The sequence below is a fragment of the Rathayibacter agropyri genome, assembly GCF_013249015.1.
Classification (GTDB): domain Bacteria; phylum Actinomycetota; class Actinomycetes; order Actinomycetales; family Microbacteriaceae; genus Rathayibacter; species Rathayibacter agropyri.
On record NZ_JABRPL010000002.1, the window covers coordinates 578,036 to 591,449 of the forward strand.

Here is a 13,414-nt window from a genome sequence, read left to right on the forward strand (position 1 = left end):
CCACCGATCCACGACCGCTCGTAGACTCGAAACATGCCCCCGATAGTCCATGAATTCGACTGGCCCGACCGCATCGTCGTCGGAACCATCGGCGCTCCCGGCTCGCGTTCCTTCTACCTCCAGGCCAAGACGGGCCCCCGCGTGGTCAGCGTTGGGCTCGAGAAGCAGCAATCGGCCCTGCTCGCCGAGAAGGTTGACGAGATCCTCGACCAGCTGATGACTGCCCAGGGCAACCCGGTGAGCGTGCCCGCGGGCACTCCTCCCGAACTCGTCGACAACGATCCGCTCGATCAGCCGGTGGAGCCGGAGTTCCGAGTCGGCGGGCTCAGCCTCGGCTGGGATCCGTCGACCGCTCAGATCGTGATCGAGGCGTATCCGCTGACCGAGGCGGACGAGGACGCCATCGAGGAACTGGAACCCGCCGAGATGCTGCAGGTCAAGATCCCCGTCGGCACGGCACGCGCCTTCGCGAAGCGCACGCTCGAGGTCGTCGGGGCCGGACGTCCGCTGTGCCCGCGCTGCGGTGAGCCGGTGGACTCCGACGGGCACGCCTGCCCCCTCGTATGAGCACCGCCGGGGGGCTCGACGGCGAGCTGGAGCTGGCCGGGAGGATCACCATCGCCTCCAACGCGACGTTCCTCGCGCGGCTCGGCGGCGCGTCCGTCGTGTACAAGCCGATGTCGGGCGAGAAGCCGCTCTGGGACTTCCCCGACGGCGTCCTCGCCGGGCGCGAGGTCGCGGCGTACCTCGTGTCGGAAGCGCTGGGCTGGAACGTCGTGCCGCCCACCTGGCTCCGCGACGGACCTCTTGGGCCGGGGATGGTGCAGCTCTGGCAGGACATCGATCCGGAGCAGGGTGCGGTCGACGTGGTGCCCGTCGGCGCGGTGCCTGAGGGGTGGCGCCATGTCTTCGACGGCAGCGATGAGGAGGACCGCGAGATCTCGCTCGTGCACGAGGACTCGATGGCGCTGCGGCGGATGGCCGTCTTCGACGTGGTCGCGAACAATGCCGACCGCAAAGGTGGGCACGTGCTGGCCATGCCAAACGGTCACCGCTACGGAGTCGACCACGGGCTGACGTTTCACGCCGAGCACAAGCTGCGAACGGTGCTGTGGGGCTGGATCGGCGAGCCGCTGCTCGAGGAGGAGCTGACGGCGCTGGCGTTGCTGCGGCGGCAGGTCGACGGACCGCTCGGCGCCACCCTCTCGGAACTGCTGACCGAGGAGGAGGTCGCCGCGTTTGCGGAGCGCTGCGAGCGGCTCGGCTCGTTCGGGCGGTTCCCGGGCCCGCACGGCGTCATGCCGGCGGTGCCGTGGCCACTGTTCTGAGCGGGCTGGTGTTCACAACTCAGGATGAACGCCTTCGACGCGACGCAGACATGCGGATTTCAGCGCCGTAGAACGAATTCTTCCTTCGTTATGAACACGCCGACCCCTCAGAAGCTCCAGCCGCGCCCGAACAGCTCGTCGCCGACAGCCCCCGCCCCGCGCGCGCCGAGGTACGACGACACCACGGCCGCGCCCAGGTCGTCCGCCTCCGGGTTCACCACGGAGCCGCCGACCCGGCTGGCGAGCGAGTCGATGAAACGGGCGAGTCCCGGGTCCTCCCCTAGTCGGAAGAACGTCGTGTGCGCACCGAGGCGGGTGGAGGCGTCGAGCTCACGAACTGAGACGGCGATGGTCACCGGGTCGGGCGGGTAGTCGAAGAAGACGCCTCCGTCGGGCTCGAGGTGCGCGGTCGGCTCGCCGTCAGTGACGATCAAAAGCACGGGCTGAGCGTTCGGGTGCTTGCGGAAGTGCCGGTTCGCCAGCAGCAGCGCGTGGTGCAGATTCGTGCCCTTGTCCCACTCCGCGTCGAGCCCTACCAGCTGCTCGACATCCATCACCTCGGCGCGCCGGCCGAACGCGACGAGTTGCAACGCGTCTCCGCGGAACCTGCTGCTGATCAGGGTGTGCAGGGCGAGGGCCGTGCGCTTCATCGGAACCCAGCGGCCGTCCATCGCCATCGAAAAGGAGGTGTCCACAAGCAGCGCGACGCAGGCTTGCGTGCGCGCCTCCGTCTCCTGCACCTCGACGTCGCCGATCTCGATGCGCACGCCGGAGCCGACCGGGCGGCCTTCGCCCGCCGTGCGGGTGAGGGCGTTGGTGACGGTACGGGTAACGTCCCAGGTCTCGGTGTCGCCGAACTCCCACGCCCGCGTCGCTCCGGAGCGCTCGCCCGCCGCCCCCGCGCGCCGGACGTCGCGGGCGCCCTGGCGGCCAGAGACGGTCTCGGCGATGTCGCGCAGCAGAGCCTTGCCGAGCTGCCGCATCGCCTTGGGGCTGAGCGCAAGACGTCCGTCGGAGCCGCGGCGCAGGGTTCCGGAGTCGCGCAGCGCGCGCTCGAGGCGCTTCAGCGTCTGCGCGTCAACGGAGGCGTCCTCGCCGAGGCGCTTCGCAAGCAGGTCGAGATCGAGGTCGTCGAGGGAGGAGCGTTCGGACTGCGCGAGCTGGTCGGCGAGCGCGTCGAGGTCGGCCAGCTCCTGGAACACGCCCGTCCCGTCGCCGAGTCCGAGCCCCTGCTCGCCGTCCATCCGCTCGGAGCCACCCCAGTCCTCGCCGGGACGGAGTGCCCGCAGGGTCTCGTCCAGACGGCCGAGGGACTGCATCAGCTCGGGGGTGCCGAAGGCCTGCTGGGCGAGGGCGTCGAGTTCGGCGCGCTGCTCGGCGGTCATCGAGTTGCGCATCCGCTGGGCCGCGGCCGCACGGGCGGCGAGGGCGTCGATCAGCTCATCAACCGACTCCGGATTCTCGGGGAAGTAGTGGCCGTGCTGCGCCATGAAGACGTCGAACTGCTCGGGGGTGTCCTCGCCTCGGGCGTGCGCCTCGAGCAGGCCGTTCAGGTCGCGGAGCATCGCGTCGATCGCGGCGCGGTCTTCGTCGCGCGCATTCTCGAGCGCCCGCTTCATCCCCTCGAAGCGCTGGTCGAGGAGTTCACGGCCGAGGAGCTCGCGAATCCGCTCGAAGTCGGCGCGCGCTTCGGGGCTCTGCCAGCGGTAGTCGCGCAACTCCGAGACGGCTGCGGCGGGCGACGGCGGGAGGCTGTCGAGCTGGATCTCGGCGAGCGCGCGGTCGCCGTCGTCCATCTGCGTGTCGCGGGCGAGCTGCTTACGCTCGGCGAGGACGGCCCGATCGAGCAACTCGCGAACCTCACGGAGAGTGCCGTCGAGGTTGTTCTTCTGTGTCAGCTCGCGGCGGCGCTGCGCTACTCGGGCGGCCAGGTCGTCAAGCCCCTGGCGGTCGCGGCTGCCGCGGCGGAGGAATTCGCGGAGGGCGCGCTCGGGCGACGTCCCGGCCATGACGTCGTCGCCGATGGCGTTGAGGGCCTGGGCGAGGTCAACCGGAGGAGCGAGCGGATCAGGCCCGCCGTCGTACTTCGCGTAGCGGGCGTCCCGCTTCAGCCGCCGGTTGCCCCGGGGAGCGTCAGCCATAGACAGCCTCGCCCCCGCCCGTCTCCTTGCTCAGCTTGCGCGAGAGGTAGAGACCCTCGAGGGCGAGCTCGACCGCTCCGGCTCGGCGCCCCTCTCCCACGGCGTCGAGGCGCTGAGCAACCTCGTCGTAGACGCGCGCTTCGCCCAGAAGCGGCAGACCGGCCAGGAATTCGCGCGCCGTCACCTGCTCGCCGGTGGTGACCATCGCTCCGTTCTCGACGGCCTCGACCAGCGGGCCGAGGTCGACGCCGCGCAGGTGCGCGCGCACGGTCTCGGCGGTGGCCTGGCGGAGGAGGTGATCGAGGATCTCGTCCTCGCGCCCCTCCTCACCCGACTCGAACTCGATCTTGCCGCCGAGCACATCGACCGCGGTTTCGAGGTCGATGGGGCGGGCGACCGCCTCCTTTTCGCCGCGGCGGGTGGCCCGGTGCAGAGCGGCGGCCGCGATGGTCTCGGCGCCGGCGATGGCGAAGCGGGCGCTCACTCCGCTGCGCTGGTCGACGGAGCTCGACTCGCGCAGTGCCCGGGTGAAGCGGGCGAGGATCTCGATGAGCGCGTCGGGCACGGTCGCGACGAGGTCCGCCTCCTGACGGATGACGGCGATCTCATCGACCAGCGCGGTCGGGTAGTGGGTGCGGATCTCGGCGCCGAAGCGGTCCTTGAGCGGGGTGATGATCCGGCCGCGGTTGGTGTAGTCCTCGGGGTTGGCGCTCGCGACGACGAGGACGTCGAGCGGGAGACGGAGGACGTAGCCGCGGATCTGGATGTCGCGCTCTTCCATCACGTTCAGCATCGCCACCTGGATGCGCTCGGCGAGGTCGGGAAGTTCGTTGATGGCGACGATGCCGCGGTGGCTGCGCGGGATGAGGCCGAAGTGGATGGTCTCGGGGTCGCCGAGGCGGCGGCCCTCGGCCACCTTCATCGGGTCGACGTCGCCGATGAGGTCGGCGACGCTGGTGTCGGGGGTCGCCAGCTTCTCGACGTAGCGCTCCTCGCGGGCCTTCCACGAGACGGGCAGGTCGTCGCCGAGTGCGGTCGCGCGGCGCCGACTGACGGTGGTGATCGGCTCGTAGGGGTGCTCGCCCAGCTCGGAGCCATCGATGACGGGAGTCCACTCGTCAAGCAGGCCGACGAGGGTGCGCAGGAGGCGGGTCTTGCCCTGGCCACGTTCGCCCAGCAGCACGATGTCGTGGCCGGCGAGCACCGCGCGCTCGACCTGCGGGATCACGGTCTCGGCGAAGCCATGCAGGCCCGGCCAGGGGTCGCGGCCCTCGCGCAGGGCGTCGAGCAGGTTGTCGCGGATCTCGGTGCGGAGGTTCTTCTGCTCGTGCCCGGAGGCGCGGAGCTGGCCGAGTGTCTGAATCGTGGGGCGCATCACCCCGACAACGGTACGCCGCGGGTGCGGCATGTGGCGAAGGTACCGGCAAGAGCGCCTGGGGAGGAACGATACCGCCCGATCAGCGCCGGTCGAGCCGGGGCGCCGCCGCCAGCAGACGCCGCGTGTACTCCTCGCGGGGCGCACCCAGGACGGAGGCGGCAGGCCCCGACTCGACCACGCGGCCCTCCCGCATCACCGCAATGCGGTCGCTCATGTGCGCGATCACTCCGAGATCGTGCGAGATCAGCAGCAGCGCGAGGCCGTGGCGACGCTGTAGTTCATCGAGCAGATCGAGGATCTGCGCCTGCACCGACACATCGAGGGCCGACACCGGCTCGTCGCAGATCAGCACATCGGGACGTGTGGCGAGCGCCCGGGCGATCGAGACGCGCTGGCGCTGACCGCCCGACAGAGTCCTCGGCGAGCGCCCCGCCAGCGTCGGCGACAGTCCCACGCCCTCGAGCAGCGACGGGACGGAGTCGGCGCCCGCATCGCGGAGGAGGCGGCCGACACTCCAGCGCGGGTCGAACGACGAGAGGCTGTCCTGGTAGACGGCTCCGATGCGGGGGCGACGGGGGCGGCGCGCGCGCTCCATCGCCGACGACCACTGCTCGCCGAACAGCTCGACGGTGCCGGCATCGGGTCGCCGCAGCGCCAGAAGAAGCCGGGCCACTGTGCTCTTGCCCGATCCGGACTCACCGACGAGGCCGACGGTTTCACCGCGCCGCAGGTCGAGGTCGACGCCGTCCACCGCGGTCCGGACGCCTCCACCGGGCAACCGGAAGCGGGCGACGAGGCCGCGGGCGGCAACGACCACCTCGCCGGGGGCCTCGGGCGGGGGCGCCGGGGCGGAGGGATCGGTCAGCCGTGATCCGCGCGGCCGACCGGCGGGGACGGCGGCGACCAGCGCGCGCGCCTCGGCGCTGCGGGGCGCGCGCAGCACCGCGGCGGTCGGTCCCTCCTCCACCACGCGGCCGTCGGCCAGCACGAGGATGCGGTCGACGAGCCCCGCGACCACGGCGAGGTCGTGCGAGACCAGCAGCAGGGCGCGGCCCCGGGCCTTCTGTTCGGCGAACAGCTCGAGCACGCGCGCCTGCACGGTCACGTCGAGCGCGGTGGTTGGCTCGTCGGCGACCAGCAGCGGCGGATCGAGGGCGACGGCCGCGGCGAGCAGAGCGCGCTGGCGGAGTCCGCCTGACAGATCGCCGGAACGCTCGCGCATCCGCTCGACCGGGTCGGGCATGCCGACACTCGCGAGCGCGTCCGCCGTGCGCCGGGCGCGTTCGCCAGCGGGTAGCCGACCGTGCAGGCGAAAGACGTCGCCGATCTCGCGGCCGATGGGCCGAAGAGGGTCGAGTGAGAGCAGGGCGTCCTGGGGAACGAAGCCGACGTCGCCGCCGCGCAGGCGGCGCAGGGCACGCTCGCCGGCGCCGACCACCTCGGTGCCGCCCACTTGCGCGCTGCCGGTCACCGCTCCTCCGCTCAGCCCCAGCAGGGCCCGGGCGGTGACACTCTTGCCGGACCCCGACTCGCCGACGATCGCGACGCACTCCCCCGGCTCGATGCGGAACGAAACTCCGTGCACGACCTCGACCCCGTCGAACGCGATCCGCAGCCCCTCGACAACGGCGGCGCTCACTTGGCACCCCGCAGCCGTCCGCCGAGCACAGTCGTGGCGAGGGTGGTCAGCACGATCGCGAGGCCCGGGAACACCGTCAGCCACCAGGCGCTCGCGAGATAGGTGCGGCCCGCCGAGAGCATCGCGCCCCACTCCGGAGCAGGCGGCTCGGCACCGAGGCCGAGATAGCTGAGCGCCGACGCCCACACGATCGCCTGGCCGACGCCGAGCGTGGCCAGCACGGCGAGCGGCCCGAAGGTGTTCGGCAGCACGTGGCGCAGCAGGATGCGGACCGGCGGGTGCCCGAGCACGCGCGCCGCCTCGACGTAACCGGAGTCGCGGATGCCCAGAAGCTGCGTGCGCAGGATCCGGGCGTACCCCGGCGCGGTCGAAAGGCCGACCGCGATCGTCGCGGGGACGACTCCGGGACCCGTGACGACGATGACGAGCAGCGCGAGCAGCAGGGCGGGGAAGGCGAACAGCACTTCGAGGACGCGGCCGATCACTCCATCGACGAGGCGACCGCCGAACGCCGCGATCACGCCGAGCAGACCGCCCAGCACGAGCCCAATCGCCGTGGCGCTCACGCCGATGAGGAGGGAAGCACCGGCACCCGAGATCAGCCGACTCAGCACATCGCGGCCGGACTCGTCGGTGCCGAGGAGGTGGGCGGCGGACGGCGGTGAAAAGGCGTCGCGCGGGGCGACGGCGAGCGGATCGGCGGGGGCCAGCAGTCCGGGCGCAACGGCGGCGAGCAGGAGGAGGGCGAGGAAGACCAGCGCCAGCACCTCGGCGGCGCGGACTCGCGCGGCCCCCCGGCGGAGCGGTCGGGCGGCGCGCAGCTCGAGCTCGCTCACGCGACCGCCTCCCGCAGGGCCAGGCGCGGGTCGATCACGCGGGTCAGGATGTCGGTGGCGAGGGTGACGACGATGTACGCAAGCGCCGTGACCAGGACCACTCCGGTCACCACGGGCACATCGCGCACGGTCACCGCCGCGAGCAGGGTGCGGCCAAGTCCCGGTCGAGCGAAGATCGTCTCGACGACGACCGCCCCGCCGATCAGGTAGCCGAAGGCCCAGCCCGAGAGCGAAACGCCAGGCAGCACGGCGTGGCGCAGGGCATGCCGCAGGCGGATCCCGAGTTCGCCCTCGCCCCGCGCCCGGGCGGCGAGCACGAACGGCGATTCCAGGGCGTCGAGGAGGGAGCGACGCATCACCTGCCCGAGGAACCCCGCCAGCGGGATCGCGAGGGTGAGCGTCGGCAGCACCAGCCCGACGGGGGCGCCGGTGCTGACCGGGGGCAGCCAGCGCAGCGCCGTCGCGAACACGGCAATCAGCACGGTCGCGAGCCAGAAGTGCGGTAGAGCGGCGGCCGTGAGCTCGAGGCCGGACCCGATCGCGGCGGCGAGGCGGCCACCCCGCGTCGACCAGAGGGCGGTGGCAAGCGTGAGGAGCCAGGCGACGCTCAGGGCGAGGGCGGCGAGGAGGAGGGTGCCGGGCAGTTGCTCGCCGAGCACCTGGGCAACGGGGGTGCGGAGGGAATAGGACGTGCCGAGATCGCCGCGGGCGAGCCGACCGAGCTGCACGAGGTACTGGACGAAGAGCGGCCGGTCGAGGCCGTACTGCTCCCGGACCGCGGCGAGCGCCTCCGGGGACGCCTGCGAGCCGGGACCGCCGAGGATCGCCTGCGCGGGATCGCCCGGGACGAGTCGGATGAGGAAGAAGACGGCGGTGGCGACGGCCCAGAGCACCACCAGCGCGCCGCCGAGGCGGAGGAGCATGCGACGGATCACCTGCGAGTGTCCTCTCTGGTGTGGTGCCTCGAAACGCCGCCCGAAGCGGCTGTCCCGATCAGCGTGAGGGGCCATGCTGATCGAGGAGCGCGCTCAGCGGGCGTGCCGAGGTCCGGCGCGGGGTCAGGCCCAGGCGTTCGCGAACCAGGGCGTCGATACCGTATCGAGCGCCACGAGGCCCCGCACGGACGAGCGGTGCAGGTAGTGGTTCTGCTGGTCGTAGAGCGGCAGAATCCAGTAGCCCTCGAGGACGATCCGCTGGGCCTGCTGGTAGAGCTCAGCGCGGGCCGCCTCGTCGGTCGTCGCGCTCGCCTTCTCGAGCAGGGAGTCGAGGGCCGGATCGTTGACCTGCGCATGGTTCGCGAAATAGCCACTCGGAGCCGGCGTGATCCCCGAGGACGAGTACAGGATGCGCAGCACGTCAGGCCCGACCTTCGTGTACGGAGCGCTCACCAGCTCGTACTCATTCGAGCCGAGCGCGGTGTACCAGCTCGAGAGGTCGAGGAGGCTGATCTGCACGTCGAAGCCGAGCACCTTCGCCGAAGCCTGGACCTGCTCGAACAGCGACTGCTCGGCGGGGATCGACTGGTTCGTGCTGACCGGGAAGCGCAGGGTCAGGGGCTTCCCGTCCTTCTCGCGGATGCCGTCGCCGTTGGAGTCGGTCCAGCCGGCCGCGTCGAGCAGGGCCTCGGCGGCGGTGACCTCGGAGTCCGAACCGGCGTTCTTGAAGCGGGCGGCGTCGGAGTAGGCGGTTGCCTCGCGGCTCGACAGCGGAGAGTAGGACCGCGCGGCGGTACCGAAGAACAGCGAGTCGATCGCGTCGTTCACGCCGACTCCGCGCACGAACGCCTCCCGGACCGACTGATCGTCGAACGGCGCCTGGCTGGAGTTGAGTTCGAGGCGGTTGGACGAGCCAGGGCGCGGCGCGTTGAGCTCGACCAGGTCGGACGCGCCAGCAGCGGCCTCCAACGTGTCGGGCTGCGCGTTGTCGATCACGTCGACCTCGCCCGCCTGCAGCGCGGAGTATCGGGTGGCGGAGTCAGGGATGAAGCGCCAGGTGATGCTCGCGAGATGGGCGGGGCCCGCGTGGCCCTCACCGGTGGGTCCGGTCGACGCGTCGTAGGCGTCGTTGCGGGTGAGGGTGACGTGGTCCTGCTTGACCCACTCCGACACCGTGAAAGGCCCCGTGCCCACCGGTGCCTCGCAGTTCGCCGCCTCCCCGCGGGCGATGCCGGCGGGCGACTCGATTGCCGTCCACGGCTGGGCGAGCGACTCGAGCAGCGCGCTGTCGGGAGCACGGAGGGTGAAGCGGGCGACCGTGGGCGAGACGGCAGTCACGGAGGCGACCTTCGCGACGGCGAGGTAGCCGGTGGACGACTTGGTCGCCGGGTCCTGGAGGTGCGCGATGTTCGCCGCGACCGCCTCGGCGTTCAACGGCGTGCCATCGGTGAAGGTCAGGCCCTCGCGCAGGGTGAAGTCGTAGGTGAGGGCGTCGTCCGACAGAGTCCACGACGTGGCCAGCCACGGCGTGATGGCGCCCTGGGAATCGCGCGAGACCAGCGACTCCAGCACCTGCGTGGCGAGCAGCGCCTGCGGGTAGTTGCCGCCGACGTGCGGGTCGAGGCAGGTGGGCTCGGCGTCACCGGATGCGTAGGTGAGGGTGCCCCCGTCGACCGGGGTGCTCGAGGCGCCGGGCGACTCGGCCGTGCAGCCGCTGAGCAGGAGCGCGACGGCGACGGTAGCGGGGAGGATGAGGGAGCGGGTGCGACGCAGCGACATAACGGCTTTCGTGGAGAGTATCGAGGAGCGCCCGTTCTTGCGCGGGAGCCAGCAAACGGTAGCAGGAGTCTCGACCACGATGAGGAACTCGGCGGGACTTGTGGCGCCCCCAGGCCCCCCACGGCAGAGCATCCGCGCTGGTCCCTGGACGACACCATCTCCTCAGCGCGCGCCATTCCCCATCTGAAGATGAGATCGAGCGCACGGAAAGTATCGGGCATCCCTACCCTGACGCAATGTTTCCCCTCGAACCTCACATCAGCAGTCGGAGAAATGTGCTCGCGGCCGGCGGTCTCGGTGCCGCGGCGGTCTTCGCAGCCGCCCCCTCGGCCTCAGCAGAGACGAGCGGAGGAGGGTCGTGGCGCGAAGATCCGACCGACGCCAACGTGATCCATGTTCTCGGTGCTCGCGGCGACGCCGACGCCAACTTTGCCACGAACAACAAAGCCTTCGCCGAAACGTGGCAGGAGGTTCTGCGCCGACAGCGCGAGGAGAGCCGCGGCGGCCAGACCGTGCGAGTCCCGCCGGGCGTCTACCTCATCGACCACTGGGACCTCTCCGTCGTCTGGAGCGATATCGGAAGCGCCTCAGAGCCCGAGGCGCAGCGTTCTGGTTCCGAATCGTGGTTCGTGAACGTCACCATCCAAGCCGAGGGTGTCGTCTTCGTTGCGAAGAAGTCGGCAGGTGAGACCTACCAGTCCGTCTCCGGACCGGCCCCTGTTCCTGAACCGGTCATCCGGGTGGGTTCTCGAGAGGGCGGGCGGGCGCAGAACCTGCTGAAGAAGGTCACCATCATCGGTCTGCGCATCCAGGCGGGCATCAGCCCCAGCGCGAATCTCAATTCGATTCAGCGTCTGGGGATCCTCATTGAGCACTGCCAGCAGTTCGTGATGGATCGTGTGTGGATCAGCCTGCTCACCCTCGGCGGGATGTCCCTCGTCGGGACGATGGATTGCGCATTCTCGAACGTGCAGATCCTGTGGTGCGGACGTGACAGCGAGGACACCTCGGCGAAGAGGTACGGGCTCACCATCACCGGCTCGGCCGAATCAGCGCGTGCCGACAATCCCAATGCTCTGCGTCTGACCGGCATCCACATCGAGTTCTGCCCGCTGCTCCTGCTTATCGACAGCGAGGCCCGTCACGTCGACTTCTTTGCCTGCAAGTTCGAGCAGTCGGCGCCGTCCCGCACGTCCCCGGTCGTCCTCGGTGGTGTCGACGGAACCGGCGGGAGAGGATCCGTCCTCGAGATCGGCTTCCACGGGAGCATGTTCGTCGGCTCCTACTACAACAACAAGTCCAATCCCAACCCTCACGTCTTTAAGACTCAGCAGCCTCCCTTCGTCTCCGTCGAGGAACGCTCCTACTACGGAGAGGACTCGTCACCGCAGAGGAACGTCTTCGCATCGGACTCCGCCTGGCGCACGCACACGGCGGTGTCGTTCACCGGCTGCCACTTCACCACTCCCAACGGCGCTGGAGCGCGGTGGTTCCGCGGCGCCAACTCGTCGTTCACCGCCTGCGACTTCTCCGGATGCGCGAATGTCGGCGACGAGGCTCCCTCGATTGACATGGGCGACAACGTGATCATCGAGGGAGGCCGCTTCGCGCTCACGTCCTCCATCGACGACAAGTTCGGCAACGGCCGCGCGTCCACCATCACTGCGGCAGAGGGCCTGCGCAACGATCTCTTCCGCTTCCGGGGCAGCAGTGCCAGCGTCTCGAGACCGATCGTCTTCTCTCCGCCTCCTGCGGCGGACGGGCAGCGCGTGCCCGGCGCGCTGCTCACCCTCGCAGGCGGCGACCGCACACGACGCAACATGTTTACCGGCTACCGGCCGGTCTACGGCCAGGCGCCCACACCGATGCGGTATGAGAACTCGGCCGAGAAGCATCTGAACGACCGGCTCGAAGTCGATTCGATCTTCGTCGACATCGCCACACAGCTGACCGGATCACAGGGAAGCCCACCATCCGTCTTCGGACGCAGCGCTGGCACCCTGATGTCCGGTGTCTACGAGGACTTCCTCGATGCCTTTGCCGGTCAGCACCTTCGGCTCGTCGTGGGGTGGGGCCAGCAGGTCGATCTCATCAACTCCGACAGCCTTATCCTGCAGGGCCGCAGGAATCGGACCGTGCCCGAGAAGACCTGGTTGTCGTTCGACAGAGTGGGAACGTCCTGGATCGAATTCTGACGGGCGGCGGCATCTCAGCGTGGGCACGGCTCCACCCGCGACCACCGCCGCATCGACCACTGTCTCGGCGGCCCCTGACTCGTCGCCTCGACTCCCGACCGGTGAAGAACTCCGGAAAGACGCGGCCGGAGCCGTCGGTATCCGCGGATACCGTCGGTGAGCCGTCCTGCGTTTCTCCACCTCCCGGGGGACGAGCGCTACCGGGAGACCAGGGTCAAGGACCTGGGGGGGCAGACGTCGTCAGTTGTTCCGATCGGCGAAGCCGGCGGGCAGATCGCCGGGGGCGGTGTCGACGACGGTCTCGTCGTCCGCGCCGACGTGCTCGAACAGAGTGATCCGCGCGAACTCCGGCACGACGTAGATGGGATAGGTCGGCCCGGCATCGCGGTACTCGCGCATCCGGTCGAGGTGGTCGTTTTGGAAGAGCACCGTCTTTGAGCCGTCGAGCTCGACCCAGTGCGGGAAGAAGATCGTGCCGTGCAGGACGCGCTCGGAGGGGACGACGGTGACGACGACGCTGGTGCCGGTGGGTTCGTTCCAGGACAGCTTGTAGACGCCCGCGGTGAGGGCGACGAGGTCGACCTTCTGGTCCTTGACCCAGCGACCACCGACCAGGCCGGAGTGGATGCGGTAGTCGATGGTCGTGGCGTTCTTGACGTACATCTCGTACTGCCAGCCGTTGGCGTAGGTGTAAATAAGGCGATACCCGACGATGCCGGAAAGGTCCTGCTTCGGAACGGGATTGTCGATGCTGGTGCTCATACCCCGAGTGTCTCCCACGCCACCTCCACGCGCGCCGATGGCGGAAGCCCCCGGCGTCCCCTCCAAGGGGAAGCCGTCGATGAGTTCGCGTAGCGCCCGGATCTCGTTGGTCTTCGCGGCGATCTGCACCTGCCCGAACATGGTCCCGGTGTCGTGATCGAGGGCGGCGACCAAATGCGGGGCGGGATGCTCCGACTTCCTCTTCCGGGCACAGCGAACGGTTTTCCCGTCGACCGCGATCACCCGCCGGCCGGCACCCGCGCGCTTGGCGTGCCACCACGCGGCCAGGCGATGACCATCAGCCGGTGCCCGACCTCATGGGGCGAGACTTCCACGCGCCCCAGCCGAACACCCGCCGGGTCGGCGATATCCCCTTTATCAAGACCTGGAGGCCAAATTCTTTAGCGATACCGACTCGTCA

At 70.0% G+C, this 13,414-nt stretch carries 10 protein-coding genes and 1 pseudogene; 3 read left to right on the forward strand and 8 right to left on the reverse strand.

Annotated features, from left to right (window positions below):
- The first annotated feature begins 33 nt into the window (after nucleotides 1–33).
- Nucleotides 34–567 carry a DUF3090 domain-containing protein gene (locus tag HRF29_RS08370; protein WP_173247436.1) on the forward strand — a complete coding sequence of 178 codons (534 nt, stop codon included), beginning with the start codon at nucleotides 34–36 and terminating at the stop codon, nucleotides 565–567.
- Entirely contained in the window at nucleotides 564–1,328 is a 765-nt protein-coding gene (locus tag HRF29_RS08375) for an SCO1664 family protein (RefSeq protein WP_173247439.1), read from the forward strand. The genes HRF29_RS08370 and HRF29_RS08375 overlap by 4 nt, the downstream gene beginning before the upstream one ends.
- A 107-nt stretch (nucleotides 1,329–1,435) precedes the next feature.
- Here the strand turns inward: HRF29_RS08375 and HRF29_RS08380 are convergent, their stop codons facing one another.
- From HRF29_RS08380 to HRF29_RS08405, 6 genes are all read right to left on the reverse strand, one after another.
- Nucleotides 1,436–3,469, reverse strand: coding sequence for a vWA domain-containing protein (locus HRF29_RS08380; RefSeq protein WP_173247442.1), 2,034 nt, complete (start codon nucleotides 3,467–3,469; stop codon nucleotides 1,436–1,438).
- Entirely contained in the window at nucleotides 3,462–4,844 is a 1,383-nt protein-coding gene (locus HRF29_RS08385; protein ID WP_173247784.1) for a magnesium chelatase ATPase subunit I, read from the reverse strand. Before HRF29_RS08385 ends, HRF29_RS08380 begins: the two co-directional genes overlap by 8 nt.
- 82 nt (nucleotides 4,845–4,926) lie before the next feature.
- Nucleotides 4,927–6,486 (reverse strand): ATP-binding cassette domain-containing protein, encoded by a 1,560-nt coding sequence (locus HRF29_RS08390; RefSeq protein WP_173247445.1) that lies wholly within the window; start codon nucleotides 6,484–6,486, stop codon nucleotides 4,927–4,929.
- Nucleotides 6,483–7,322, reverse strand: coding sequence for an ABC transporter permease (locus HRF29_RS08395; RefSeq protein WP_173247448.1), 840 nt, complete (start codon nucleotides 7,320–7,322; stop codon nucleotides 6,483–6,485). The genes HRF29_RS08390 and HRF29_RS08395 overlap by 4 nt, the downstream gene beginning before the upstream one ends.
- Nucleotides 7,319–8,245 (reverse strand): ABC transporter permease, encoded by a 927-nt coding sequence (locus HRF29_RS08400; protein WP_246226902.1) that lies wholly within the window; start codon nucleotides 8,243–8,245, stop codon nucleotides 7,319–7,321. Before HRF29_RS08400 ends, HRF29_RS08395 begins: the two co-directional genes overlap by 4 nt.
- Before the next feature lie 135 nt (nucleotides 8,246–8,380).
- Nucleotides 8,381–10,036, reverse strand: coding sequence for an ABC transporter substrate-binding protein (locus tag HRF29_RS08405; RefSeq protein WP_173247454.1), 1,656 nt, complete (start codon nucleotides 10,034–10,036; stop codon nucleotides 8,381–8,383).
- A 236-nt stretch (nucleotides 10,037–10,272) separates the two neighbouring features.
- Between HRF29_RS08405 and HRF29_RS08410 the strand changes: the two genes are divergently transcribed.
- A complete protein-coding gene (locus HRF29_RS08410) occupies nucleotides 10,273–12,231 on the forward strand; it encodes a hypothetical protein (protein WP_173247457.1) in 1,959 nt (652 codons plus the stop codon).
- Nucleotides 12,232–12,471: 240 nt separating this feature from the next.
- Here the strand turns inward: HRF29_RS08410 and HRF29_RS08415 are convergent, their stop codons facing one another.
- Nucleotides 12,472–12,993, reverse strand: coding sequence for a phenolic acid decarboxylase (locus HRF29_RS08415; protein ID WP_246226825.1), 522 nt, complete (start codon nucleotides 12,991–12,993; stop codon nucleotides 12,472–12,474).
- 75 nt (nucleotides 12,994–13,068) lie between these two features.
- A pseudogene (locus tag HRF29_RS15505) lies at nucleotides 13,069–13,236 on the reverse strand (ISAs1 family transposase); the annotation flags it as partial.
- Between the last annotated feature and the right edge of the window lie 178 nt (nucleotides 13,237–13,414).